The organism is Shewanella sp. HN-41 (genome assembly GCF_000217915.1).
Classification (GTDB): Bacteria; Pseudomonadota; Gammaproteobacteria; order Enterobacterales; family Shewanellaceae; genus Shewanella.
Map to the genome: position 1 here is coordinate 151,444 of NZ_AFOZ01000022.1, position 26,222 is coordinate 177,665.

Consider the following 26,222-nt stretch of genomic DNA (forward strand, 5'->3'; position numbering starts at 1 on the left):
GTTGAATTTCCGAGATAAACCCAGATGAACGCTTCTCAAGATACGATCTACGCTCAACCGAGTGAACACATTAGCGATTTCCAGTTTGACAATCGAGTGGCAGGTGTCTTCAGTGACATGATCCGTCGTTCGGTGCCTGGATACACGCAAATTATCAATACCATAGGCGATTTTGCGAATCGTTTCGTCATACCAAATACGCAAATCTATGATTTAGGTTGTTCCCTAGGTGCCGCGACCCTAAGTATCCGTCGTCAGATCCAAGGCCGTCAGTGTCGTATCATTGCCGTAGATAATAGTGAATCTATGGTGGCGCGCTGCCAAGAAAACTTAAACGCCTATGTGAGCGATACCGATGTCGACCTTGTCTGTGGTGATATCCGTGATATCGATATTCAAAATGCCTCTTTGGTCGTGCTGAATTTTACCCTGCAATTTTTACCACCAGAAGATAGAGATGCACTGATCGCAAAAATTTATCGTGGCCTCAATCCCGGTGGAATACTCGTGTTATCGGAAAAAATTCGCTTCGAGGACGCCCCAATCCAAACCTTACTTGAAGAGCAACATTTAGATTTCAAGCGGGCCAACGGCTATAGCGAACTCGAAATTAGCCAAAAGCGCAGCGCGCTGGAAAATGTGATGAAGCCCGATACCTTAACCACACACCAGCAACGCCTCATCAACCAAGGATTTAGCCACTTTAGCCTTTGGTTTCAATGTTTTAATTTTGCATCTATGGTAGCCATCAAGTGATCAGTTTTAGCTCGTTTTACCAACAAATCGCCGATTCAAATCTGCAACATTGGCTCGAAACCCTCCCCAGTATTTTGGGTAAATGGCAACGGGAGCATAAACACGGCAACTTACCTAAATGGGAGAAAGTGCTCAATAAGCTGCACTACCCAGCGCCTGACCAAGTGGATTTTATCGATAGCGTCACCGTCGGCACAGGCGAGCAACTCAGTTCTGGTGAAAAAGAAAAGCTAGAAAATCTGTTACGCCTCTTTATGCCTTGGCGTAAAGGGCCTTTTCATATCCACGGTATTCATATCGATACCGAATGGCGCAGCGATTGGAAATGGGATCGGGTAAAACAACATATTTCACCGCTCCATAATCGAACTGTGCTCGATGTCGGCTGTGGCAGTGGTTATCACATGTGGCGCATGTTGGGCGCAGGGGCACAACGGGTGGTGGGTATCGATCCTTCACCACTGTTTTTATGCCAATTCGAGGCGGTAAAACGATTAGCGGGTAACCATCACCCCGTGCACCTTTTACCACTGGGGATTGAAGAATTACCCCCACTTGATGCCTTCGATACCGTTTTCTCCATGGGAGTTTTGTATCACAGACGCTCACCTATCGATCATTTGCTGCAATTGCGGGATCAATTACGCATGGGAGGTGAGTTAGTGTTAGAGACCTTAGTCATCGATGGCGATGAAAATGCCGTGCTCGTTCCCCAGGATAGATATGGCAAGATGAATAATGTATGGTTTATTCCATCCGTCGCAGCCTTGATGCTCTGGTTAAAGAAATGTGATTTCACCAATATACGTTGTGTCGATATTGATGTCACCGCGCTTGCTGAGCAGCGGCGTACCGACTGGATGCCCAATGAGTCACTGGTTGAATACTTAGACCCAACGGATATCACTAAAACGATTGAAGGTTATCCGGCGCCCAAGCGGGCCACTATTATTGCGGTGAAAAACCAGCCAAATCTTGATCTCAATTAGCGGATAAACCATGGTTTTTTATGACAGTTGCAGACCCCATTGCCTATGCTAAAAACCACCTTAACCACTAGCCTACTTAGCTTTTGCTTACTGTCGACTGCTGCGGTATATGCCGCGCCAAGCCCAGTACCACTGCTAGTAGAACAATGTCTGCGATTGCCCAGTATCGATCTGACAAGCGCCTTTGCCATTCTCAAGGCTCGCAAAGTTGGGACTTTAGCATCTGAGACACCACAGGAATTGTCACTGGCAGAGCAAGCCCTAGTGTTAGAACAACAGACCATAGGACTGAATAATGTCAATGACAGGTTGAAGTATTACCGCGGCTTCAACCTCTCTGCCGAGGAACGACAGGGGCTATTGCAATGTCAGTTACACTTAGCCGATACGCTCAGCCAATTGTTGAACCAGACTAAATTTAGGCAACTTTCCGATGCATTAAGCCAAGGTAATAGCGAGCAAATATTACTGAGTTCACAATTTAAGTCATTGTTAGATCAACATTGGGAGCTTAGCGATAAAGCCAAACTGCACACAGCCCAAGCGAGTATTCGACGGGGATTGGCAAGCCAGCAACTGAGTCTCGATATTCAAAATGTTCAATGTCGGCTCCCCAGTGAAACGCGGTACAGCACAGGGGAAATCGACTTAGATGAGCAAACAAACGAGCCTAAGAGTGAGTCGTTTTCAGGCACCATTGCCCATTATCTGCTGAAACAAACCGATCCACAGTGCCGCCAAACCGTGTGGCAGGCCTACCAAGGCCGGGCGAGCGAATATAATCAGACAGCACTACGCCGCATCGCCGCTCTATGGCAAGAAGCCGCGACGGCCGCAGGTTTTAACGATTACGCCAGTTTACGTTTGAATACGCAGCAGCTCTCTTCCCCCGCATTAGTTAAAGCGTTTCTCGACAGCCAAACAGAGGCTATCAATGTTGCCCCTTGGGATCTTGGTCGACATCTGGCAACGCTCGACACTGCCAATGGCCCAAGATTGTCGACTCAGGCCATACTCACCCAAGGCTTTGCATATTTAGCCACTTTTGGGTTGGAGTTTGAGCCCTTGCTCCCTCAGCAACAGGGCTCGTTGCCAACACAGCAAATGGTTCGCGTCTACCACCAACAAAGATTATTGGGTGAGCTTTATATTTCCTTCGATGAAACACATCACCGCAATACCCAACAAACACTGCGTCAAAGTGTCATCGGTCAGCAATTTGGTCAACAGGCCTTAGATCTCAAACCACAACTTGGCAGTTACAAAGACATTGAGCAATTTACCCAAGCCATTGCCAAGGCCATCACCGCCCTTGCCCGGGGTAGCCACTTTTACCTCAATAATACCTTAGCTCCAACCATGGATAGCAATCATCTACCTAGCCTATGGTTGGCCGAAGTGCTACGCCATCAGCTTTTTCCACAGTTTGCAGAACACTATCTTAATGAGCGGGAATATCTTGCCAAAGCCTATGAGAAACAATTAAAAGTCTTCCGTGCTAAGGTCGCTTTACATTTTTCCCAGACCTTTAGCACCCAAAGTTACCCCGATCTCAGTGCTGAATTCGAAAAGAGTTTTGGCCAACGTTGGCTGCAATCCAGCCATTATCAATATAGCTTCAATGCCATAGTCAATGAAGGACCACTCTATTACCAGTCCCTTTGGCAGTCAGCATTAGCACAGCTCGTCTATCAAACCACCTTGCGCACCCAAGATAAACCCGGCTTATTTCAGCTTATTGTGGTCAATGAGGACGCACTCACCTTGAGCGGCCAGTTAAGCGCTTGCCTTGGTGATCCCATCGATCCCGCGTCTCTCATTCAGAGAATGACCAGAGCCATAGGTGAAGGGAAAACCAAACGCAATAAGTCAGTGTTTTGCCAGCGGTAAATATGCAGATTTAATTGAAAAAATGATAATTACCCGCCACTATAAGCCCCTATCTATCGTTTTTTTGAGACAATTATGACTCGGGCTAAATCTACCCTAGAACAGTGGCGTATTTTGCAAGCCGTCGTCGATTTTGGCGGGTATGCCCAAGCGGCAGAAAAACTTAACAAGAGCCAGTCATCCCTCAATCATGCCGTGGCCAAATTGCAGCATCAGCTTGGGATAGAACTGCTCGAAGTCAGGGGACGTAAAGCCTATCTCACCCCGCAAGGTGAAGTGCTATTACGCCGTTCACGCCATGTGACCCAAGCCGTTAGCGAGTTAGAACAACTTGCCAGCAATCTTGAGCAGGGCTGGGAACCCACACTCACTATCGCCCGCGAAATTGTATATCCAATGGAGAGCCTAGTCTGCGCCCTCAATGATTTTCTTCCCCATAGTCGCGGTACTCGTATCATAGTGTTGGACTCTGTCATCACCGGAACCCAAGAGTTGATCCAACAGAATAAAGTGGATATTGCGATCTGTGCCGGTATTCCCCCCAAAGGCTATTTATCTGAGCCTTTGTGTGAACACGAACTTCACCTCGTTTGTCATCCAAGCCACCCACTCGCCGAAATAGGCAGCCTCGATGATGATAAACTTCTGGCGCAACACCTACAGCTCGTCATCAAAGATACAGGGGTGCAATCCAATATCGATATCGGCTGGCTTAAGGCTGAGCAGCGCTGGACTGTCTCCAATTTCCATGAGGCAAAAGTGATATTAAAGCAGGGAATTGGTTTTTGCTGGATACCTTCATTCCTAATTCAAGAGGAATTGGCCTCTGGTGGATTAGTCCGCTTGCATTTGCAGGGCAGCCAAAAACGCCGGATCATCTTGAGTCTAGTGATCCCCAATCGTGATCAACAGGGGCCAGCATCAAAATTACTCGCCGCATTGATCTTAAAGCACCACGGAATAACAACGGTGGAATGAGGCTTAACCCGCTCAGTATGTCAGTATTTGAGCGCTACACACTGACATCAAGGAAATGGGCTTTTTGATGACCAACAGAAGTGTAAAAACGCATTGCGCCGCTGTCCATCTGTGTTGAAGGCGCCTCCTGACGATGTAATGCCGCCATAGATAGGTCCTGGCTATTTGGTGCTTGCAAAGTATTAAAGGCTAATGTCGCCATTGGAGGTTCAGCGCTATCAGTAATAGCCTCATCTTCGGTTGTCGAATGTGAAGATATCTGCTTCGCTATTGTTTGTTTTATCTTATCAATCACGTCTGTTACTGGTGTTGAAGACGACTCTTGGGGCTGGATAATATTGCCCGATGCATCCACTTCTCCCGCTATGCTAATAGTATGTTCCTTAAGGGGGGGCAACTCATCAATTTGGGCATCGGCACCTATCAAAGTTTGGACTGTTTCTTGATCCACAATTTGCTTCTGACGCTCCTTGGCCAATAATGCCTTAGCTTCATCCATTTTCTTTAATGCTTCTGTGGCAACACGAATATCTGCACTAGAGGGATCCACTGGTGCCATTGCCGCCGCATAGACTTGCTTCATTTTATTGATTGTTGCTTGGGGATCACCAGGCACAGCGGACACATCAATTTGAACTTCGCCATCGATCGCATAACGTTGCCCATCCGCGCCCTTTTGGTATTTAAAACTGGGACTCTGGGCATACTGTCCACCGACGGTCGCATGGGCGTGTTCATGGGCTTTTACTTCTAAATCCCTTGACTTAAGCGTTGCTACTTGTGTTTCTTGCTGTTTAATTGCCTCTTGCTCTTCGACTTGCTGTTGTTTCTCTTTAGCTATTTCGGAGGATTGCGCTTGTGTTGCATTTTTAGGTTCTTCTTCCCCCTGTGCGTTCACCCTGGCTTGGCTGTTCTGCGCCGCAAATATCGCAGCTAATGCTTGCTGTTTTTCCTCCTGCTCACGGGCGGCTTCCGCTTGCGCGGCTTTATCCTTTTGTGTCTTAACGTCTTTTTCATCGATTAAAGACTGGCCAAACAATGAGTTAAATTGCTCCTGCACCGTCTTTTGTTCTTTGCTATGTGGCTTTTGTTCAACAGGAGTCAAAGGAGGTTCATTCTGTACGGAAGGATTAATTCCAGAGAAAGCGACATCATTCCTCTTTATCTCCTCCCTAGAAATATCAGCGAAGACATCCGGTGCGGGCACTATGTCTGAAACGATTGGCCCGCTCATTTGGGAAGAGGCGCCGTCCATTGGGCTGAGTGGCAAAGGAGGAACACCTATCGCGGAGGAATTTCCCCCGATACCAGTGAAGGCGGTGATTAAAGGCTCTAAGGCCGCAGTATCAATTGATGGGGAATATTGCGCCCCAAGTGCCACAGATGTCGACATCGGCGCGGCAATCTGCCCATCGCGCATGCCAGCAATCGAACGCGGGCCCGTCAGTAAACTGAAACTCGCGCTATCAGAATGTAAGGCCGCACTACGTAGGGAATCGAAACTCGGGCCATTTGGGCTGGGGAGAACAGTCAAATCAGATGAAGCTAAAGTAGAAAACGTCGTTATTCCAGTGCCAACGCCCGATGACTTACTGACAACAGAGCTATTCTCAGTCGCTAAAACAGTGGGATGAATCGAAGTAACTGATTTAGATGCAAAAAGAGAGGCAGCGCTAACTTCTCCAGCGGCACTGAACAAAAGGGGTTCAATCGGCCCACTCGCTTCAATTCTAGGGGAGCTGGATAGTGAGGTTACAGCGGTTTGTGTTAATACCGTCTGATCACTCGTTCCTTGATAAACCTTAGTTTGATGCTGCGGCTTATCATGCCCTAAAAACGAAGAGGATGGCGCTCCAACCTTGGATGATAGCGCCACGACAGACATAGTACTTATACCTTGATATCAATGATCGAGCCTATAGTTTCTGAATCGGTTTCAAGCACTTCGGCTGATGCTTCACCTTGCCTTAATGACTCATTTGCGGCGAGCAATGCCGAGGTTTTATCGGTTTGAGCCACCTCTTGGCTGGGTTCTGTAGGTGTCGAACTCTGAGTCGGTGTCGGTTTAGCCACATCGATCGTCGCTTGAGTCAACCCAGATTGAGCACTTTGCAAACCCTGCAGACCGGATGAATAAGCAGATTGAATTTGCATGACGGTATCCTGCACGCGGTGATTAATGGGTCAATTATTGACCAGCCGCCAGTAAAAGTACAGGTTTTATCCGCATTCTAACCATTTATTTACGACCTGATTTATCCTGTGATCCAATTGGCTTCCCAATCCTTAAATACGGGATTAAAACCCTGTAGTCGCATCTGTTTTATAACTTGCTCGACACTGCGATCATCGCTTATCTCAAATTGATCGAGTTGACTGTCAGGCGCTTGATAGCCACCCGGTTGCGTCGAACTGCCCGCACTGATTTGAGTTATTCCAAGTGGCATAAGATTATCCCTCAGCTCAGGACTTTCCCTTGTGGACATGCTGATATCAAGCTGTTGATTAAAAAGTCTAAATGCACAAATCATTTGCACTAAACCTAGATCCGATAACATCACTTTTGGGGTGATCCCGCCAGTACAAGGCCTTAGTCTGGGCAGCGAAATACTAAAGCGGGTGCGCCAATAGCGGCGCTCTAAATAGTCGAGATGATAACCCATCATTAACGCATCTAAACGCCAATCATCCAGCCCCAGTAATACCCCAAGACCAATTTTATCGACGCCCGCCGCCGCGATTCTGTCCGGTGTTGCTAAACGATAGGCAAAATCCCTTTTTTTACCTCGGGAATGATGACTTGCATACGTCTCTGGCTGATAGGTCTCTTGATAAATCATCACAGCATCTAAACCTAGTGTGACTAACTGGCGATAATGGTCCTCACTCATGGGCTGGACCTCCATCGCCACATGGCTAAATTGCTGCTTCACCAGCGGCAACATTTGCTTGAAATAATCGATGCCGACCTTAGTTTCATGCTCACCCGACACCAGTAAAATAGAATCGAACCCCCTATCTTTGATAATGGCCATCTCGGCCATCAACTCCTGTTCATTCAAGGTTTTGCGTTTGAGTTTGTTACTCATGCTAAAACCACAGTAATCACACTCATTAGCGCAGAGGTTCGAGACGTATAGCGGTAAATACATGCCCAGATTCGCACCAAATCGCTGCCGCGTAAGCGCCGCAGAATGCTGCGCCATGGTTTCGATATAAGGTTCAGCCGCAGGTGATAACAAGGCCATTAAGCTGCGTAAATCCCCTGCTGGACTGACTAACGCCCGCTCAACATCTTGGGCTGTACAAGAATACAAATCGAGTAACAATTTATCCCGTGGGATGTTGACAAATTCCGCTACAAAACTCATTGGTTTAAAAATCCTGTCAGAGGACTAGTATGTACCGCGCCCATTTGCACTCGGCCAAGCCCCGCTTCAAAGGCCCGTCTACCGCATTGCACCGCGTTTTTAAAGCACTCGGCCATCACTATCGGCGACGCACTGCTGGCGATGGCGGTGTTGACGAGCACCGCATCGGCGCCCAACTCCATTGCCCGCGCAGCCTGCGAAGGTGCGCCAATGCCTGCGTCGATCACCACTGGCACCCGCGCCTGCTCTATGATGATTTTTAAAAAGCTTTCAGTGACTAAACCTTGATTACTGCCAATCGGACTCGCCAGTGGCATAACCGCAGCGCAGCCCACGTCTTCCAAGCGACGACACAGCACAGGATCGGCATGCACGTAGGGCATCACGATAAAGCCTTTCTCACAGAGGATTCTGGCCGCCTCTAAGGTTTCTATCGCATCGGGCATCAGATACTTAGGATCCGGGTGGATTTCGAGCTTAATCCACGAAGTGCCCAGCATTTCACGGGCAAGCTCGGCCGCAAACACCGCTTCCTTGGCGTTTCTCGCCCCCGAGGTGTTAGGCAATAGCCTTACTCCCGTTTGGCGTAACGGCGTGAGTAAATCATCAAGCCCCATTTTAAAATCAATTCTTTTCATCGCAACTGTCACTAACTGCGATTTTGAAGCCGTTATCGCCTCGAGCATCACTTGGCTGTTGCTGAATTTTCCCGTTCCGGTAAATAACCGAGATTCAAACTCCACATCGGCAATCGTTAACATACTAACCTCCCGCTACAGCTGAAAAAAGCTCTAATTTATCTTCATGTTGGCAGAGAATCGATTGCCAGCGATTACGCGGAACCACCTCTGCATTGAGCACGATAGCAACCGAATCGAGGGCGATATCTTGCGCGAGGATCACCGCCGCGAGTGACGTCGGTTCAGTTAACGACTGTGGGACATTATTTATGTGAATTAAAATCATATCAAACCTCAAACCAATGCATCTTGGTTGATGGGGTAACCTCTTTTGGACCACACACATCACAATGGGGATCCCGCGTTAACGCAGCAGCAGTCCATGAAAGTGATTTAGCGTCGAAACGCCAAAAACGCCCCAACAGGGCGTTTTTAGGTTCATCACAACGGCTATCCACACTCAGCAAGAGTTGCATAGCTACCAAGGATTGCATTGATGCCATCACGCCCACGCTCGGGCCGAGTACACCTTGTGTACTGCAGCTCTGCGACACTCGAGTCTGTGCGGGGAAAATACAGTGATAACAACCACCTGAGGGGAACTGCATTTGATCAACAGCGAACAACTGGCCGCTAAATGCCGTGATTGATGCACTGACTAAAGGCAAAGCAGCTTCGATACAACTACGATTAATGGCTTGGCGAGTCGCAAAGTTATCGGTGCAGTCAAGCACAAGCACTCTTTTACCCTGTTGCTTTGCCTGTAAAATACTAGCCAAGTGATGAGCCACAGTTTCTGTATTAAATGCTGTTTCATGGGCAGTCACAGTACACTGCGGCGCTAAACGATTGAGCTTTTGCTTGGCAACTCTCGCCTTATTGAGCCCAATATCGCCATCGCTGAATAACAATTGTCTTGGCAGATTCGAGACTTCAACCTTGTCCATATCGATTAAGGTCAAGTTGCCAATACCTGCGCAGGCTAGATACTGCGCAGCCAATTGCCCTAAACCGCCAAGACCGATAATCGCGACACTGGCGTCGGCCAGTTGCAATTGCCCGACCTCCCCCACTTCTGGCAATAAGACTTGCCGTGAATAGCGCATAAAATCAGCATCGCTGAGTGTATGAGCGCTGTTTGTATGAGCACTGTTTGTATGAGCACTGTTTGTATGAGCACTGTTTGTATGAGCACTGTTTGTATGAGCACTGAGAACTTCAGCGTGAGCAAGCGATTGATTTTTACCCATGCTTTGCACCCAACTCATGTTTTGCACCCAATACCTCAGACACGCAGCGTTGCGCCCAAGCTTGGCTAAGCTCTGCAAAGGCGGCGAACGGATCCTTAGCTTTCGTTATTGCACGCACCACAGCAATATTGCCAACGCCAGTGGCTTTCACGCCTGCCAGATTGTCTAGATCAATGCCACCAATGGCGACCAAGGGATAATGGTCTTGGAGCAACGCCACATAGTGTTTAAGTTTGACTAAACCTTGGGGCGTAGAAGGCATCTGCTTCGTCGTAGTTGGAAATATGTGCCCAAGGGCGATGTAGGATGGCGAGTATTGATGCGCCAATAGCAACTCGAAATAACTGTGGCTAGATATACCAAGCGCGAGTCCCGCCGCTTGAATAGCCGCTAAGTCAGTAGCGGCGAGATCTTCTTGGCCTAAATGCACTCCAAAGGCATGGTGCTTTATCGCTAACTGCCAGTGATCATTGATAAAAAGCTGCGCATTAAAATGCTTACCTAAGGCAATGGCCGTTTGAATTTTTGCGTCTAAATCAGAACCAACTAGCGCAGACTTGCCTAAATCAGATTCAGCGAGTTCTGCAGCGGTTGACTCGCTGGAATCGGTTTTTATCCGTAACTGCACGGTTTTAACGCCGGCAGCTAACAAACTTTCCAGCATGACTAAGTCACTCACCACGGGATAAACACCGAGATCGGTCTCGAGCACTTTAAAGCCGAGGGATGAAATATCTTGAGGTGGCGTCGAGGTTATTCTTACCTGAGCGGTTGCCTGATCTGTTGCAGATAAATCACTCACAATATCAAGGTGTTGGTTGAGGTGATTATTGATAAAATTGCCATCACACTGATTTATCTTGGCATAGCGGGATAAATCATTAGGCCAACCCGTACGGGCCAGCGGCCCTGGACCTTGCCCTAGGCCAATCGCCGCGCTTAAGCCTTGACTCACATAGGCTTTCGCAACAACCACCGCATCTTGTAATACAAAATCCTGCGCTAACACGGCGGCAATGGCCGATGACAAAGTACAGCCGCTACCATGGTTATGACGGGTATTAACCCGCTGACTTGCTAACCAGAAACGCCCATTTTGATGAAGCTCTGAGCTCGCGCGCACTTGATGGCAAACCAGATAATCCTCGGCAAGCTCACTATCCCAGCTGTTACTCTTGTGAGCGATATCGTGAGCGATATTGTGAGCGTTAGCCTGAAAGCTCACATCCCCTCCCTTGGCGAGCACGCTGCAATCAAGACTCTGGGATAAAGCCAATGCCGCGGCTGCGAATTGCGCTTTAGTCGAAACATCACTGTGAGTTAACCGTCCAAGTTCGAGCACATTGGGTGTGATAAGGTCGATTAAACCTCTGAAGGGTTTGAAATCTAAAGCTGATTTAGCCGTATTTTTTATATCCAGACGGTTATCTGCTGCTAACGCGTCACCACAGCTGGCGACCATCACAGGATCGACAATCACAGGCACAGTTGGATAGTGGATTTTAAAACTCGCGATCCAATCTGCCAGCAATCCCACTTGAGTTTGATCCGCCAGTAAGCCGATTTTGATCGCTTTGGGCGGCAAATCGGAAAGTAAAGTCGTCAGCTGCGCCAATAGCATCGCCGCTGATACGGGTTCGACTAAGGTGACCGCCACTGAGCTTTGCGCCGTCACTGTGGTGATCACACTGCAACCATGACAACCCAAATCTTGAATTGTCGCTAAGTCCGCCTGAATACCGGCACCGCCGCCGCAGTCTGAACCGGCTATGGTCCAAACAAGCGCGGGGCGCTCGGTATTCATGGGCAATTTATCCCCATGAATATCCTGCATAATTAGGCTTCCTCAGCTTCGGCGACAAGCTTGTCTTTCACGTGATAGATCTCGGCGCCCGAGGCAGCAAATTGTGCCGATTTTAGCGCCATTGCCGCTTCCAACTCCTGCGGCGTCTTGACTGTGACTTGCATCGCTTGCGCAGTCGCTTCAACTTGCTCGGTCTTCGCTTGTGCCGCCTCTAAGTCAGCGGCATAGGCGCGCACATCTTGGGTGATTTTCATCGAACAAAATTTAGGGCCGCACATAGAGCAAAAATGCGCGACCTTAGCCGATTCCTGCGGTAAAGATTCATCGTGATAAGCACGGGCGGTTTCAGGATCGAGCCCTAAGTTATATTGATCTTCCCAGCGGAATTCGAACCGCGCCTTTGCCAGCGCATTATCACGAATTTGTGCACTCGGATGGCCTTTTGCCACATCTGCGGCGTGGGCGGCAATCTTGTAAGCGATCAAGCCTTGCTTAACATCTTGTTTATTCGGTAATCCTAAGTGTTCCTTTGGCGTGACGTAACACAGCATAGCGCAGCCGTACCAAGCGATCATGGCCGCACCTATGCCGGAGGTGAAATGATCATACCCAGGGGCAATATCGGTAATTTGTGGGCCAAGGGTGTAAAACGGCGCCTCGTCGCAGTGAACTAACTGCTTGTCCATATTCTCTTTAATGAGCTGCATCGGGATATGTCCCGGCCCTTCGATAATGGTTTGTACATCGTATTCCCACGCGATTTTGACTAGCTCGCCTAAGGTTTCAAGCTCTGCAAATTGGGCTGCATCATTGGCATCGGCAATCGAACCTGGACGCATACCATCACCTAAAGACAGGGATACATCGTAGGCGACGCAAAGCTCACAGATCTCACGGAAATGGCTGTAGAGGAAATTTTCCTTATGGTGACTCAGGCACCATTTCGCCATAATTGAACCGCCGCGGGAAACGATCCCAGTAACGCGTTTAGCCGTCATCGGCACGTAACGAAGCAGCACACCAGCATGAATCGTAAAGTAATCAACACCTTGTTCCGCTTGTTCAATCAAGGTATCGCGGAACACTTCCCAGGTTAAATCCTCTGCCACGCCGTTCACTTTCTCCAGCGCTTGATAAATCGGCACTGTGCCAATGGGCACTGGCGAGTTACGGATGATCCATTCGCGGGTTTCGTGGATATAACGCCCCGTGGATAAATCCATGACCGTATCTGCGCCCCAACGGGTTGACCAGACGAGCTTTTCCACTTCTTCCTCGATGGAAGACGTCACCGCCGAGTTACCAATATTGGCGTTCACTTTTACCAGAAAGTTACGCCCAATGATCATAGGTTCGGCTTCGGGATGGTTAATATTCAGCGGAATAATCGCGCGGCCACGGGCGACTTCGGCGCGGACAAATTCGGCGGTAATCGGCTCGCCAACTAGGGCACCAAAGGCCTCGCCCTTGGCTTTACGATTGAGGATTTCATCCTGTACTTTGGCGAGTGCCATATTCTCGCGGATCGCCACATATTCCATTTCGGGAGTGATAATCCCTTGACGGGCATAGTGTAATTGACTGACTCGCTTGCCCTGCAGCGCTCTGCGTGGGCGGACAATGGCACTCGACCCCGCCTCAAAACGCAGATGGTCTAAACCGTCGTCGGCGAGTCTTTGTTGGGTGAAATCCGAGGTGGCACAGGGTAATTGCTCCGTATCGTTACGGGCTAGAATCCAGTTTTGTCTTAATTTACCAAGGCCGAGACGCACATTGATGTTAGCCTCGGGATCGGAATAGGGGCCGGCGCAATCATACACGCGGATTGGCGGATTTTTTTCCATGATAGGCGCATCATCTGTACCGCCGACAAGGGTGTCAGTCTGCAGAATTTGCCGCATGCCAACGCGAATATCGGCACTGGAACCTTCGAGATAAATCTTTTGTGAATTAGGACGTTGCAGTGGTGCTAACGTATCGATAAAGGCTTGGGCCTGCGCGCGGGTTTCGCGGCGACTCGGCGCCTTAGGCGCTGTGATGTCTATCGCATTGGCAGCTACAGCTGGGTTTTGGTTTGAACTGGACATAAGCAATCTCACGTTAAAAAATGGAGTTGCTTGTCTGGAGAATTGCGTTGTTGATAGCTGGACATGGCAATCAATTTTTGTGGCCAACACTGGCTTCAAAAATTGAGTTACCCTGCTCAATAACAATTAAATCTAAACATTAAGGCTTAAAACACTGCTGAGTAAATAGGTGTTAAAGCCGGCTATTTTCGCGATTTAATGTGTGTTATTACGCTTGTTTCCTTCGCAGGTTTTAACCTGATCAGGTTCAACGGATCCCGAATAAACGGTCTCAGCCAAGAGGCACTCCGACAAGATGAGTGCGCAGTATAGACAGAAGCGGCAGCAACAAACAAGGAAAAAAGCAATTAAAAATCTTAACTACCAATCCAAAATAAAGATTCATAATTTATTGTTTTTAATTAAATAAATTAAATTAAACCAATTAAATTATAATTAGTGTGAAAACAAATCATCAAACAAAGTCACTATTGATGGGGTTTGAGCATCATTTTATTTAATCGAGATTGGATGGCATCATCAATAGCTTGATTGATTTTCTTGCCACTACAATCAAATGGGAAGCCTAAATTTTCGGCGTAAGGATTAACTTGAGTGCCGACTTGTACGACGCGATAACAAGTGTCCCCTTTACGCACAATACGATTTGGATCTAAGGGTAAATCTAGACTCGTTGTGCCACCAAAATCATCGGCGTTAGGGACAAATAACACCTCCATCTCTGGGCTCATTTCGCTCATGTTCGATTTCCGGGTGAATTTATCGGCCTGCTCAATGACGAGATCATCGAGCGCTTGCTCACGCTGACGTTCAAAATATTGCTGGGTGAATAGGCCAACACTCGCGCTTGACGCTTCAAATCCCTGATCACTTTTCCCTTGAGCACCTATTCCTTCCTGGTTGGACTCTAGTATTTGCGATTGCGCTGGCCGAGCAGACGCCTTTGTCGTGCTAACCGATTTAACCGCTGTTGCATCTGCAGACTGAGGCTCCTGCACAGCTTCGGTTTCAGTGGTTGTTGCAGGCTTAAGCACTGGCTTAGGTGCAAGTTTAGATTGTATAACCGCTGACTCGACTATTTTATCCTGCAACACCTTGACTGGCTGAATAGTCACAGTCTGTGTGGACGCTTCTGCCCTGAAAGTCGCACTATTACTAAGGTTTGGCTGCGTTGAAGGGGCGTATATAAAGTAAGCCTTGAGTGCGCTCACCTTTGGGCCCCGATCGGCTTGGGATAAACCTGATTCACTCTGTTGACTGCGCCATAAAAAACCAAAAGGAATAACAATAAACCGTGGCCGAGTAGCACCCCAAGTAATAGGGTTATATTCGAAGCGCTAAGTCGATATCCCCAACCAAGACTCTGTTTTCCCTCAAATACAGTCATCCCTCCATTATCTTGCTTATCAATCAAATCGAGTGGCAATAGCGTATTGAATGGCATTCCTGAGGCGCTGTGGGAAAAGCCTATAATGGGCTTGAAGCCCTCCGCCGCGGATATGTTATCTGCTTTGGATTTCGTGGCATCACTTGGTGCTAAATAAGATTGAAAAGGCAACATCCATCCCCTAGAACTGAACTATTCCATTTATCTCTAACGCAAATTAGAGAAAATGACTCGGGCAAAGTTCCAAGGGTTTTGCTTTAATTGACGTAGGTTTTTGCTTTAATTGACATAGCTAACAAGCCACTGTGGTAACACTTTGGCGTTGAACAATAGTCACTGAATGGATGTTTTCATCAAAATGCTTGCGGACAAAAATCATTTTAGCTTACACGTGTAAGCTAATTATGGCTTTCAATTTGATCAGCTGTTAGACTGGGTCATTATCGCTATTGAGTGAATATTTACTATGTCAAGTCAGGGTATAACCGAACACCAGGTCAACAGAAAAAAACCATTACATATCAATGAATACAGCCTAAATGAAGAAATTGCCAATAGTATTAGTCACTCTCTTGGCGTTATTGCAGGTGTAGTCGGTTTAATCTTAATGCTGTTAAAAGGTGCGGGGCATCTTTCCAGCATTCAACTTACAGGCGTTATTATTTATGGCGCCAGTATCATAGTGCTATTTTTATGCTCAACCTTATACCATAGTGTGACCAATAGTAGATGGAAACATAAACTTAAGATTGCCGATCACTGTGCCATCTATTGCTTAATCGCGGGCACTTATACGCCTCTGATGCTAATTAGCCTACAGGGGACGCAATCAACCGTTATTCTCACGGCGATTTGGTCACTGGCGATTGGGGGCATTTTATTTAAAACCCTTTTTATTCATAAGTTTAAAAAACTCAGCCTCGGGCTTTATCTGATCATGGGCTGGTTATGTGTCACTGTGATAGGCGATTTGACGGCATCGATGACAGAACTGGGGTTTAACTTATTGATTTTAGGTGGACTATTTTACACTTTAGGGGTGATTTTCTATGTGGGCAAACGCATCCCCTTCAATCATGCGATCTGGCATTTATTTGTACTCGCTGGGGCGGTGAGCCATTTTATCTGCATCTATCTCACTGTCATTTAGCACGCTTTACCTCTGTCCTTAACTGAAGCGATGCGAGAGTGCATCGCTTCATGGGAGGCTAAGGCCATTAGGTTCAACACTTCTATAGCAGTTCTTCAACGATCAGTTTCAACAGGAATGTTTCCCGCTCTATCGATTGCCCCTTGTTTGGGAAATGGCGCAGAATATCTTCGTTATGGGCAATGGCCCGATGAATATTAATCCATTCTGGTCTCATGCCATTTTTAATTTCATGGTCCTCAAAGCTAGGTTCACCCAGCCCTCTTATTCCTAAGTCAGTGTCAATTTCACATTGATAGCAATAAGACTCCATATGCACGACATTTGCCCCCTGCCGATACCAAGGACGAAACTCTTCATAACGGCCAAATGGCGCGCCCACTTGAACCTTAATTGCCCCCGTTTCTTCCCGTAATTCCCGGATCAGCCCGTCTTCTAAGTTCTCACCTTCATCAATTCCACCACCGGGTAAGCTATAGTCACGGTATTTTTGGGTATAGAGCAGCAAAATATCTTCACCCGATAACACAATCGCGCGGGCAGCTCGGCGGTAAAACACGCGAGCCGTGAGTAAATTTACGGTGGGGTTTTGGGTCGATTTCAGCAGGCGCATAGCTAATCCATTATCTAAAAGAGTCGAAGCATAAATGAAATTCTCTTAAAAGCAGATCAAATAATCTCTCATTTGAAACGGCTATTTACAGAGATTGGCTCAGCTATATGCATTAAACCCAGCTGCATTTGTGCATGCTGTAAGGGCCAATTTTCATACCAGTTTATAAAGTCATCGGCATACATAGGGTGTGCAATACCATAGCCCTGACACATCTGGCAGCCAAGTTCGGCCAATTTTATGCCATGGGCAATGCTCTCAACCCCTTCGGCAATCGCGGCTAAATTGAACACAGTCGCAAGCCTAACTACGCCTTCGACAATCCGTAGATCATCCTGATCCTCCAGCATGTCACGGACAAAGCTCTGATCTATCTTAAGAGTTGAAATAGGTAGTTTTCGCAGGTAAGTCAAGGAGGAATAACCCGTACCAAAATCATCGAGGGAGAAATGCACACCTAGGCTGACACACTCATTTAAAATCGCAATAGCAAGGGCCATATCTTTAATGGCTGCACTTTCGAGGATCTCGAGTTCAAGGGCTGATGCTGGCACATCGGGGTGATCAGTCAAGGTTTGTTTCAAAAAATCATAGAAGTGATCGGCAAGGAGTTGCCGCGCGCTCACATTGACGCTGACTTTAATATTTCGCCCCTCTTTATGCCAAGCTTGTAGTTGTGCAAGCGCCGTATTAATGACCCATTCCCCTAAGGGAATTTCAAGTTCACTGCCCTCGATATCGGGTAAAAAGGCACTCGGCAGCAAGATACCCCGTTGTGGATGTAACCAGCGTATTAATGCTTCCGCCCCTATGACTTCTCCCGTGGCAAGATTGACCTTAGGTTGATAGAAAAGAACAAACTCCCGCTTAGCAAAGGCTGCTTTTAACTCTTCTAACCATTGTCTTTTCGCGATCACTTTTCGCTCAACATCATGGTCAAACATTTGAAAACAGTTCTTACCCGCCGCTTTGGCCATATACATGGCGTGATCGGCATGGCGCAGCAGAATATCGGGATCAACATTGTCCTCAGGATATAAACTCACGCCAATGCTCGCCGTTAAGCGCAACGGCTTATCCCCAATATAAATCGTTTGATTTATCGCCCCCAGCATTCGTTCTAGGACTTGTGTACCTTCGGTTTCTGAATCAATTTCAAATAATGCAACAAATTCGTCGCCCCCCACCCGCGCCAAGGTATCTTGCTCGCGCATGATGTAGGAAAGGTGCTCGACTATCGCGATCAGCAATTGATCGCCCACATCATGGCCATATTGATCGTTAACCACTTTAAAACCATCGAGATCGAGGAAGCACACAGCGCAAAGGCTGCCATTACGGTTTACCCGTGAAATCGCCTGGTTAAATCTGTCGAGTAATAGCCGCCGATTAGGCAACCCGGTGAGCACATCATAGTTTGCCACCCTATCGAGTTCTGCCTCGTGATTTTTTAACTGCGTGATATCCGCTTGAGTCCCCGAAATCATCAAGGGGCGACCACGACCATCCACCTCTACCACGCGCCCCTTACAGAGTACCCAGCAAAAATTCCCGGACTTTTTCTTGCAACGCACTTCCAGTTCTATGCTCGCACTCCGGTGTCGTAAATGTTGTCGCACGATCCTTTTCACATCCGCCCAATCATCTTCATGCACAAAATGGGTCCAGTTATGCACAGTCAGTTGGATCTCACCCGCTGAGTAACCTAAAATCGCTTCAAATTTTTGGCTGACCTGCACCTCACCCGTTGCGACATTCCAGTCCCAGTATCCCTGCTCCGAGCCCTGGATCACCCGTTGTAATAGCGCCGTTTGGGCGGCAATTTGCTGTTGCAACATACGAGATTGAGTAATGTCCTGCACTGTGCCATGGAGTTTTATCACTTTACCCTGCTCATCCAGCGTCGCTTGACCACGGACCATAATCCATGCAGAAACGGAAGTTTCAGTCTCAACTAGCTCGGCCTCGCATTCATAGGGATCGCCCGTTTCTAAACAGCGCATGGCCGCTTGGTTCAATTTTTGCCAGCTTTCGGGCGTAAAGAGTGACTGGAGTTGCTCAAAATCTAAGGCTTTTTTTGGGGTTAATCCATAAATGGCAAAAACTTGTTCTGACCAAGTATGGGTGTTAGTCACTGTATCCCACTCCCAACTGCCGATACCGGACAATTGTTGTGCCTGCTTCAGGCTGGTCTCACTCTGGCGCAGACGCTCGGCACTTTGTTCCTGCGCAGTAATATCGCGCGCGATACCAAAGAGGCCCCGGACCAGTCCTTTTGAATCCATCACAGGACCCTTTGTCACCTGAAATACCGCCGGTCCAGTGCTAAGGAGTAAGTGCTCTTTATGGGTTGTCACCCCCTTATCTTTAAGCACTCGTTCATCTTTAACACGGATCAAGGCCGCCGATGCGGGTTCAAATAACGCCTCATCATTCTGGCCAATCATTTCCTTTGTCGACTTGCCTACAAACGCCGCAGCTCTTTGGTTCGCCATTACATAACGCCCCTGCAAATCTTTCACAAAAATGGCATCTGTCGTCTGGGATACCATAGATTCCAGCAACTGATGATTTAAATCGGATTTACGTAAGGACGCCCTTAAATAACCACTTAACCCACTGATGATAATGCCATTAATACTCAGGCTCACAATAGGAAGCCAAGTGAAGATCATCTCGTTCTGGGGTTTATCTGCATTGATAGTTAATAGATACACACTCAATGTCGATATAAATGTCGTCAATAGGCCAGGGCCAAAGCCACCGATAATGGCACTTAAGGAGATAGGTAACGTAAAAATCAACAGGAGCAACCGCGTCTGCAATTCAAGGGGTAAATACTGAACAAACCATAGGGTGAGCAATGGGAGTAAAACTGCAACACAATAACTAAACCACAGGCTTTGTCCTAACAGTATTGAATGGGAAAAGGTCAGTTCGATGGCGCTGTGGGACGGAGCGATATGGCGATCGGGTACCGCATTTAACACATAAGTAAATACTAATGCCGATGTGAAAACAAAAAATATCCCCTTAGCGAGGGAAAAACGGAACACCGTTTCCTGATCGGTCATAAATAGCAGAAGTTGATCGGAGAAATAAATCCAACCTAAGGCTAATAGAGCATAGCTTGCAACCGCAAGTACAACGAACTGGAATCGAGAAAAATTATGCATCGTTTAGATATCCCCCAACTCAACTATTATTGATGATTCCTTCATCGTCTGTACGACTAATCGAGTTGCTGCCCAAATCTAATTAAGGGAGCGTGAAATCCAGTAGTCTCCTCATATTCTGTATATTCTGTGCTAATTTATCCATCTAAACGAGGGAGACCACTAAACGGGTGGCGACATATTTAGTCTTATTAACCAAGCTAAACTTAGCATTTTTTGATGAAAACGCGAGCGATAACAAAGTATAAAGATCCGAATAAATCACACCTAGGAAAGAATGGTGCCAGTGACACACCCAAGCTGGTGTTGATAGGCGTTGATAATGCTGTGGGGGCGTTTATCTTCGGGTATACGTTGGTAATGGTTGATCACTTTCTGCAGATAACGCTTAGCTAAAGCGAGTTCCTCTCCCCGAAGATCCTCCCACATTAACGATCCCGTTGGACTGATACTAGGGCCATCGTCATTGCGGTTATTGATAACATGGAGAATTTCGTAAAAACGTTGATTTTCTTCTAGTAGCATTTCAGCTTGAAGTATCAGCCCTAGCTGGGCAAGGGATCGGCGAACATAGTAATTATGATGAACGGGGCACAAAATAAACTCAAGACGCCTCTCTGGATGCTTAACGACAATTGCCCGCACTAGTTCCACCAGCAGTTCACCACCCACACCAGCGATGATAATCAACTGCTTATCTTTGTCACTGGTTTGCGCGAGTGGTAACGCCACAACATCAAGGCAATGGACTTGCCACTGAGTATGACGACATAAATTGGGGTCTATGTCTGGGTTTAAGTGTGGGTCTAAGTGTGGATTAAGGCCTGATACGTCAGCGGGGAAGAAACGCTGCAAACGCAGTTCAAGCGCCTGCATTAGCGAAGGCACACAATCGACAAAGTGTACGTGGCGGGCAGCGCTCCTTTCTAACAACAGCATACCGAGTAAACCATGATCGCAGCAGCAATCCCAAATATGATCGTAATGACCACTGATCATGTTGTTTATCTGTTGTAAACGTTGGCTAATTTTCACGGTTTGACCTTACTGCTACGGCTTTTAATGCTGTGAATCCCGCGCTAAATTGCATTTTTAAGCAAAAAGAAAGCGCGCATTTTACCCGAGTCAAAACCAAACCACACCTTTTGTTCATTCCCTCGCAGAGCTTCACGTCACTTTTGTCACACCATGCCTTAATGGGGTGAATACGTATGCAGGCCGTTGCGGTTAAAAAGCCATCGCCACTAGTATGCTGTGAGTCACATTCATTATAAAAACAAGGATCAAGGAATGTTCATCAAGACGAACCCTATTCAGTTCACTCGCAGCGACTTAACTGCCTGTCACGTAACAGACTGCCACTTAACAAACAGCCACGCTCGTAAGAGTTCAGCGCGCCAAAAGCTATCGCAAGCGCTATTAAGCCCAACAGTCATCGCCCTTGCGGTCACTAGCCTCTTGAGTGCCAACGTATTTGCCAAAACCGTTACCGTCAGCTCACCCAACCAACACATTCAAATCAGCTTGAGTGACGATACTGGCCGCCCCGAATATACAATCGATTTTCACGGCAAGACAGTCATAGAACCGAGCCGCTTAGGCTTAGTTTTTCAATCCCTTGGTGAACTCGGCCAAGGATTACAGATAAAAAGCAGCGATAAAAAAAGTGCCGATGAGAAGTGGCAACAACCCTGGGGCGAGCAGGAATGGATCCGCGATCAACACAATCAACTGACCGCAGTATTAAGCAACGGCAAGGTGCAACTCGACGTCGAGTTTAAAGCCTTTGACGATGGGATTGGCTTTCGCTATCACTTAGCCCAACAAGCCGCCCTGCCCGCCAATTCACCGCTATCCATCACAGACGAGTTAACCGAGTTCAATGTCGGTCAAGCCGATAAAGCCACCGCTTGGTGGATCCCTGCCCGCGGCTGGAATCGCTACGAATATCTGTATCGCACCACAGCGCTGAAAGAAGTCGATAGGGTCCACACCCCCTTCACCTTTAAACTCGCAGATGGAACGCACTTAAGTATTCACGAGGCCGCCTTGGTGGACTTTGCCGCCATGACCTTAGATCAACAGCGCGATGGCAAGCTTAAGGCCGATCTCACCCCTTGGTCAGATGGCATTCGCGTCAAAACTCAAGTGGGCTTTTATACGCCGTGGCGCACCATTCAAATTGCCGACAACGCGACTGGACTGCTCAACTCTCACCTTATCCTTAACCTCAATGAGCCCAATAAACTCGGCGATGTTACTTGGGTAAAACCGGGGAAATACGTCGGTATTTGGTGGGGAATGCATTTAAACGAAAATACCTGGGGTTCGGGCCCAACCCACGGCGCCACCACCAGCGAAACAAAGCGCTACATGGATTTCGCCGCTAAATATCAGTTTGATGGTGTATTGGTAGAAGGTTGGAATGAGGGTTGGGACGGCGACTGGTTCCACAATGGCGATCAATTTAGCTTTACTAAGGCCTATGATGATTTCGATCTGCCCGCCATCACTGCCTACGGGGCGAAAAAAGGGGTGCGTTTAATCGGCCACCATGAGACAGCAGGATCAGTCACCCATTATCGCGATCAAATGGCTGATGCCTTCGCCCTGTATGAAAAACACGGCGTGACTCAAGTCAAAACGGGTTACGTGGCCGATGGTGGCCAAATCAAGCGTATCGATGACCAAGGCATTACCCGTCACGAGTGGCACGACGGCCAGTTTATGGTGGGCGAGTATCTGCGCAGTGTCACCGAGGCGGCGAAACACCATATCAGCATCAATAGCCATGAGCCAATTAAAGACACTGGCCTGCGCCGAACCTATCCGAACTGGATCGCCCGCGAAGGTGCCCGCGGCCAAGAGTACAATGCTTGGGGTAGCCCACCAAACAGCCCTGAACATACTGCCATGTTACCGTTCACCCGTATGCTCGCGGGCCCAATGGACTTTACCCCGGGGATTTTTGACTTAGCGCCTAAGGGGTTGGATGCAGAAAACCGTGTGCAAACCACACTGACCAAACAGCTTGCCTTGTATGTTGTGCTCTATAGCCCAATCCAAATGGCAGCAGACTTGCCACGCAATTATGAAAAGCACTTAGATGCCTTCCAATTTATCCGCGATGTGCCCACAGATTGGTATCAGAGTGTCGCACTTGCCGGTGAAGTCGGCGACTATGTGGTCTTTGCCCGCCAAGCGAAGGATCAAGGTGATTGGTACTTAGGTGCACTCACGGATGAAACCGCGCGCAAGGTCACGGTCAAACTGGATTTCCTCGATCCCAAGAAACGCTACCAAGCGCAGATTTACCGCGATGGCGCAAAAGCTAATTGGAAAACCAACCCCTATGATTATGTGATTGAAACTAAAGAGGTGAGTGCTAAAGATAGCCTAAACCTCGCACTCGCCAGCAGTGGCGGCACGGCAATACGCTTTAAAGCACTTTAGATTTAGCGTGTTAAGTTCAGTGCATTAACTTGAATGCTTAAGCGAGTGTGAAAATACAGAGTAAAAAAATAGACAGTCACCAAGAATGTACCTTGTCCTTGGTGACTTTTTATTGCCAGATAGCTCCGGTTTATCCCAATACAAACGTAAAAGTTAACCATAGTCGAGGCGTCTTAGCTGATGTTGGCGTAAATTCAGTTCGTGCCCATTGACCGTTAAATCGGTATAAATCGAAGCACAGGTGCAAAAATGCTTAAGTTAGATTAATCTGACTTTTCTTTCCTTGCGTCATGGTGCTCATCTTGCGATACTCGGCCGACTTATTAGAAATGCGCAGCTTTAAGCGTTTCGAGACCGAACTCGCACACTTAGGCTTTACGCATTTTCAACCCATAACGCTACTTCGCCCTTGGGTGCAGCGCTACTTTCATTTACGCGTAGCGACCGATTTACCGCAGAGTATCGAGCAGACATTTTACCCAGACGGCGGCACTAGCCTGCATTTCTATTTCCCAACGCAAATACTAACCCAAGCGCCAAGTGGCGATGAACCTCAAGTATTTTTTCACTGTGGTCAAAACCGACATTGCCACACCTTTTTGCCAGGGATCGAACAGATGACCGTTCGCTTTCACCCCGGCGGTGCGTTTCATTTGCTCGGCATCGAATTACAAGATATTCAGTCTACGGCTTCAGCGACTGTGATTGATGCGACGCAATTGCAGCTAACGGGATTGCATCGACTGTTATCGCAACTGGCGGAAACAAATCAGCCTAGCAGGCGTATCGCATTACTTGAGCATTGGCTATTGCAACTAGCCCAACAACAATTCGATGCAACTTTATCTAGGCATAAATGCACTAGGACTGGCTTAGTGCAGGCGAGTTTGCCAAAACTCATTCAAACCCAAGCCAGTTTAGAGGATTTTTACGGGCAACTGCCCTTAAGTCGTCGCCAGTTTGAACGAAGATTTAAACAAGAAACCGGATTGTCACCCGCGCAGTTACTGCAATTAAACAGAGTCAAAATCGCCCGTAACCTACTCAGCCAATCACCTAACCTCAGCCTAGTGCAGGTCGCATTCGATTGTGGATTTTACGATCAAGCCCATCTACATCAACACTTTGTACGGGTGACACAACAAACACCAGGACAATACAGAAAGCGTAAAATGTCGCAAATCTCCAATCCTAAGCCACGCTAACCGCTTAGATTGAAGCCTCAGCTTATAGGAGGCTTTATGTCAGAACGTATACCACGCCAGCAAATTTATCGGCTACAACCCGCACTCGCCAACGCACTGTTAAGCTTAGACAAAGCGGCTAGTGATTCTCACTTTGCACCATTACTGGTGCATTTAGTCAAGCTCAGAGCATCGCAACTCAATGGCTGCGCGTTTTGTCAGCGAATGCACGCAGAGGAAGCCAGAAGTGACGGTGAAGAACAGCTGCGTTTAGATTTACTCGCCGCTTGGCATGAGGTCGATGGACTCTTTAATGAACGGGAACGTGCAGCGCTGCTCTGGACCGAAATCTTAACCCAAGTTGCCACTGCGCCCGTACATGACAGTCAGTATGCGGCGCTTGCAGAGCATTATTCCGAGAAAGAAATTGTCGACCTCACCGGCTTAATCATTGCCATTAATGGCTGGAACCGCGTCGCGATTGCCTTCCATTTTCAACCCATCTAATGGCAAACAAATGGGCAAATAAAAAGGGCACCGAATCGGGTGCCCTGTTTGTTGTATCACTATATAGTTCTTATCACTGTGCCGTTCGTATTGCTATGCCGTTAGCTTAAGGTCAGTGCGACAATTTTAAGTGGATGATTGTCATCGAATGACGGGAAATCCTCATGGGGATCGAGCCAAGTGTGCGCAGTGACACTGCGGCCTTGTTTTTCAACGCAGCGCACTAAGCTGTCGAACCATGCTTGGCGCTCGACTTTCGCCACATTATTGCAGCAAACGATAGTACCACCAACTTTGGTCGCCATTAATGCGGGTTTAAATAAACCTTGATAATCATTGATCAAATCGACAATACCGAAAGCACTCTTGGCATAACGCGGTGGATCGAGGAACACGAGATCAAACTGGGTTTGCGGCAATTTAGGGTAGCTCGGTAATTTTTGATTACGGCGCCCTCCCACACTCAAACCAGCCAATTGGCGCAATGCCGGAAACGCATCACTCTGCACAAACTCACACACATTCGACACCTGATTTAACGCCGCATTCGCTTTGCCCGTGGCTAAGGCAAAGGAAGAAAAGTCGACGTTCATCACCCGAGTCGCGCCGCCGATGGCGGCCGCGGTACCAATACCGCAGGTGTAGGAAAACAAATTCAACACAGTTTTATCTTGGCTGTTTGCCCGCACATATTCGCGGCCAATGCGCATATCGAGGAATAACAGCGGATCTTGTCCTTCGTGGCGCAGCTTAGTGCTGAACTTGATGCCATTTTCCTGCATTACTCGCTCAGAACTCGCAATATCCGTCAGTGCCGGTGATAAGGTATTCAATACGCGGGAATGGCCTAATGACCTGTCATTATAAACAATCGGCAAATGAGTCTGTTGCAGCAAAACGGCGCTAACATCGGTCAACTCTTCGTCGGTTAAGGTCTGATGAAAACT

The 26,222-nt window shown here is 47.7% G+C and carries 20 protein-coding genes, 1 pseudogene and 1 riboswitch; of the genes and pseudogenes, 8 read left to right on the forward strand and 13 right to left on the reverse strand.

The features are described from left to right. Nucleotides 1–24: 24 nt before the first annotated feature. The 4 genes from cmoA (at nucleotide 25) to SOHN41_RS08755 (ending at nucleotide 4,613) form a co-directional block, all read left to right on the forward strand. Nucleotides 25–756 (forward strand): carboxy-S-adenosyl-L-methionine synthase CmoA, encoded by a 732-nt coding sequence (cmoA, locus tag SOHN41_RS08740; protein WP_037458518.1) that lies wholly within the window; start codon nucleotides 25–27, stop codon nucleotides 754–756. Next, nucleotides 753–1,745 carry a tRNA 5-methoxyuridine(34)/uridine 5-oxyacetic acid(34) synthase CmoB gene (gene cmoB, locus SOHN41_RS08745; RefSeq protein WP_007647892.1) on the forward strand — a complete coding sequence of 331 codons (993 nt, stop codon included), beginning with the start codon at nucleotides 753–755 and terminating at the stop codon, nucleotides 1,743–1,745. Before cmoA ends, cmoB begins: the two co-directional genes overlap by 4 nt. Before the next feature lie 45 nt (nucleotides 1,746–1,790). Continuing rightward, nucleotides 1,791–3,635, forward strand: coding sequence for a M3 family metallopeptidase (locus SOHN41_RS08750; RefSeq protein WP_037458521.1), 1,845 nt, complete (start codon nucleotides 1,791–1,793; stop codon nucleotides 3,633–3,635). A 75-nt stretch (nucleotides 3,636–3,710) separates the two neighbouring features. Next, nucleotides 3,711–4,613 (forward strand): LysR family transcriptional regulator, encoded by a 903-nt coding sequence (locus tag SOHN41_RS08755; RefSeq protein ID WP_007647896.1) that lies wholly within the window; start codon nucleotides 3,711–3,713, stop codon nucleotides 4,611–4,613. 34 nt (nucleotides 4,614–4,647) lie between these two features. Here SOHN41_RS08755 and SOHN41_RS08760 read toward each other — a convergent pair whose 3' ends face one another. The 9 genes and pseudogenes from SOHN41_RS08760 to SOHN41_RS08800 form a co-directional block, all read right to left on the reverse strand. Further along, the gene (locus SOHN41_RS08760) at nucleotides 4,648–6,498 is read right to left on the reverse strand and encodes a putative metalloprotease CJM1_0395 family protein (protein ID WP_037458524.1); all 1,851 of its coding nucleotides are present in this window, start codon (nucleotides 6,496–6,498) and stop codon (nucleotides 4,648–4,650) included. Between the two features lie 5 nt (nucleotides 6,499–6,503). Continuing rightward, on the reverse strand, nucleotides 6,504–6,767 hold the full coding sequence (locus SOHN41_RS08765) for a hypothetical protein (protein WP_007647902.1): 264 nt from the start codon (nucleotides 6,765–6,767) through the stop codon (nucleotides 6,504–6,506). A 101-nt stretch (nucleotides 6,768–6,868) separates the two neighbouring features. Continuing rightward, nucleotides 6,869–7,984, reverse strand: coding sequence for a 2-iminoacetate synthase ThiH (gene thiH, locus SOHN41_RS08770; RefSeq protein ID WP_007647904.1), 1,116 nt, complete (start codon nucleotides 7,982–7,984; stop codon nucleotides 6,869–6,871). Further along, nucleotides 7,981–8,745 (reverse strand): thiazole synthase, encoded by a 765-nt coding sequence (locus SOHN41_RS08775; RefSeq protein ID WP_007647907.1) that lies wholly within the window; start codon nucleotides 8,743–8,745, stop codon nucleotides 7,981–7,983. The genes thiH and SOHN41_RS08775 overlap by 4 nt, the downstream gene beginning before the upstream one ends. A gap of 1 nt (nucleotide 8,746) precedes the next feature. After that, nucleotides 8,747–8,950 (reverse strand): sulfur carrier protein ThiS, encoded by a 204-nt coding sequence (gene thiS / locus SOHN41_RS08780; RefSeq protein WP_007647909.1) that lies wholly within the window; start codon nucleotides 8,948–8,950, stop codon nucleotides 8,747–8,749. A 1-nt stretch (nucleotide 8,951) separates the two neighbouring features. Beyond that, a complete protein-coding gene (locus tag SOHN41_RS08785) occupies nucleotides 8,952–9,770 on the reverse strand; it encodes a HesA/MoeB/ThiF family protein (RefSeq protein WP_420705321.1) in 819 nt (272 codons plus the stop codon). Nucleotides 9,771–9,906: 136 nt separating this feature from the next. After that, nucleotides 9,907–11,748, reverse strand: a complete 1,842-nt coding sequence (gene thiE, locus SOHN41_RS08790) for a thiamine phosphate synthase (protein ID WP_007647913.1) — start codon at nucleotides 11,746–11,748, stop codon at nucleotides 9,907–9,909. 2 nt (nucleotides 11,749–11,750) lie between these two features. Continuing rightward, nucleotides 11,751–13,805: a phosphomethylpyrimidine synthase ThiC gene (thiC, locus tag SOHN41_RS08795; protein ID WP_007647915.1), complete on the reverse strand. Its 2,055-nt coding sequence runs from the start codon at nucleotides 13,803–13,805 to the stop codon at nucleotides 11,751–11,753. A gap of 201 nt (nucleotides 13,806–14,006) precedes the next feature. Then, nucleotides 14,007–14,105, reverse strand: a riboswitch (TPP riboswitch). Nucleotides 14,106–14,272: 167 nt separating this feature from the next. Beyond that, nucleotides 14,273–15,366: pseudogene (locus SOHN41_RS08800) on the reverse strand (hypothetical protein). 292 nt (nucleotides 15,367–15,658) lie between these two features. On the opposite strand from SOHN41_RS08800, the gene trhA reads away from it, so the two are divergent. Next, entirely contained in the window at nucleotides 15,659–16,342 is a 684-nt protein-coding gene (trhA, locus tag SOHN41_RS08805; protein WP_007647922.1) for a PAQR family membrane homeostasis protein TrhA, read from the forward strand. An 82-nt stretch (nucleotides 16,343–16,424) separates the two neighbouring features. On the opposite strand, the gene SOHN41_RS08810 is transcribed toward trhA, so the two are convergent. The 3 genes from SOHN41_RS08810 to SOHN41_RS08820 form a co-directional block, all read right to left on the reverse strand. Then, the gene (locus SOHN41_RS08810) at nucleotides 16,425–16,955 is read right to left on the reverse strand and encodes an NUDIX hydrolase (RefSeq protein WP_007647931.1); all 531 of its coding nucleotides are present in this window, start codon (nucleotides 16,953–16,955) and stop codon (nucleotides 16,425–16,427) included. 68 nt (nucleotides 16,956–17,023) lie between these two features. Continuing rightward, the gene (locus SOHN41_RS08815; RefSeq protein WP_007647942.1) at nucleotides 17,024–20,131 is read right to left on the reverse strand and encodes an EAL domain-containing protein; all 3,108 of its coding nucleotides are present in this window, start codon (nucleotides 20,129–20,131) and stop codon (nucleotides 17,024–17,026) included. 267 nt (nucleotides 20,132–20,398) lie between these two features. After that, entirely contained in the window at nucleotides 20,399–21,166 is a 768-nt protein-coding gene (locus SOHN41_RS08820; RefSeq protein WP_007647944.1) for a tRNA (adenine(22)-N(1))-methyltransferase, read from the reverse strand. Nucleotides 21,167–21,421: 255 nt separating this feature from the next. On the opposite strand from SOHN41_RS08820, the gene SOHN41_RS08825 reads away from it, so the two are divergent. The 3 genes from SOHN41_RS08825 (at nucleotide 21,422) to SOHN41_RS08835 (ending at nucleotide 25,275) form a co-directional block, all read left to right on the forward strand. Next, nucleotides 21,422–23,584, forward strand: a complete 2,163-nt coding sequence (locus tag SOHN41_RS08825) for a glycoside hydrolase family 97 protein (protein ID WP_007647945.1) — start codon at nucleotides 21,422–21,424, stop codon at nucleotides 23,582–23,584. A 290-nt stretch (nucleotides 23,585–23,874) separates the two neighbouring features. After that, nucleotides 23,875–24,789, forward strand: a complete 915-nt coding sequence (locus SOHN41_RS08830; RefSeq protein ID WP_037458529.1) for a helix-turn-helix domain-containing protein — start codon at nucleotides 23,875–23,877, stop codon at nucleotides 24,787–24,789. 36 nt (nucleotides 24,790–24,825) lie between these two features. Next, complete coding sequence (locus SOHN41_RS08835) at nucleotides 24,826–25,275, forward strand: carboxymuconolactone decarboxylase family protein (RefSeq protein WP_007647947.1); 450 nt, start codon at nucleotides 24,826–24,828, stop codon at nucleotides 25,273–25,275. A gap of 101 nt (nucleotides 25,276–25,376) precedes the next feature. Here SOHN41_RS08835 and SOHN41_RS08840 read toward each other — a convergent pair. After that, nucleotides 25,377–26,222: class I SAM-dependent rRNA methyltransferase (locus tag SOHN41_RS08840; protein WP_050801829.1), on the reverse strand; the 846-nt coding region annotated here is incomplete at its 5' end.

Bases quoted from the DNA above. Each gene is read 5' to 3' on its own strand.
- SOHN41_RS08825 (WP_007647945.1), top strand. From the start codon at position 21,422: ATGTTCATCAAGACGAACCCTATTCAGTTCACTCGCAGCGACTTAACT.
- thiS (WP_007647909.1), bottom strand. From the start codon at position 8,950: ATGATTTTAATTCACATAAATAATGTCCCACAGTCGTTAACTGAACCG.
- SOHN41_RS08750 (WP_037458521.1), top strand. From the start codon at position 1,791: ATGCTAAAAACCACCTTAACCACTAGCCTACTTAGCTTTTGCTTACTG.
- SOHN41_RS08830 (WP_037458529.1), top strand. From the start codon at position 23,875: ATGGTGCTCATCTTGCGATACTCGGCCGACTTATTAGAAATGCGCAGC.
- SOHN41_RS08765 (WP_007647902.1), bottom strand. From the start codon at position 6,767: ATGCAAATTCAATCTGCTTATTCATCCGGTCTGCAGGGTTTGCAAAGT.
- SOHN41_RS08810 (WP_007647931.1), bottom strand. From the start codon at position 16,955: ATGCGCCTGCTGAAATCGACCCAAAACCCCACCGTAAATTTACTCACG.
- trhA (WP_007647922.1), top strand. From the start codon at position 15,659: ATGTCAAGTCAGGGTATAACCGAACACCAGGTCAACAGAAAAAAACCA.
- SOHN41_RS08835 (WP_007647947.1), top strand. From the start codon at position 24,826: ATGTCAGAACGTATACCACGCCAGCAAATTTATCGGCTACAACCCGCA.
- SOHN41_RS08760 (WP_037458524.1), bottom strand. From the start codon at position 6,498: ATGTCTGTCGTGGCGCTATCATCCAAGGTTGGAGCGCCATCCTCTTCG.
- thiE (WP_007647913.1), bottom strand. From the start codon at position 11,748: ATGCAGGATATTCATGGGGATAAATTGCCCATGAATACCGAGCGCCCC.
- cmoA (WP_037458518.1), top strand. From the start codon at position 25: ATGAACGCTTCTCAAGATACGATCTACGCTCAACCGAGTGAACACATT.
- thiC (WP_007647915.1), bottom strand. From the start codon at position 13,805: ATGTCCAGTTCAAACCAAAACCCAGCTGTAGCTGCCAATGCGATAGAC.
- SOHN41_RS08815 (WP_007647942.1), bottom strand. From the start codon at position 20,131: ATGCATAATTTTTCTCGATTCCAGTTCGTTGTACTTGCGGTTGCAAGC.
- SOHN41_RS08785 (WP_420705321.1), bottom strand. From the start codon at position 9,770: ATGCGCTATTCACGGCAAGTCTTATTGCCAGAAGTGGGGGAGGTCGGG.
- SOHN41_RS08755 (WP_007647896.1), top strand. From the start codon at position 3,711: ATGACTCGGGCTAAATCTACCCTAGAACAGTGGCGTATTTTGCAAGCC.
- SOHN41_RS08775 (WP_007647907.1), bottom strand. From the start codon at position 8,745: ATGTTAACGATTGCCGATGTGGAGTTTGAATCTCGGTTATTTACCGGA.
- thiH (WP_007647904.1), bottom strand. From the start codon at position 7,984: ATGAGTTTTGTAGCGGAATTTGTCAACATCCCACGGGATAAATTGTTA.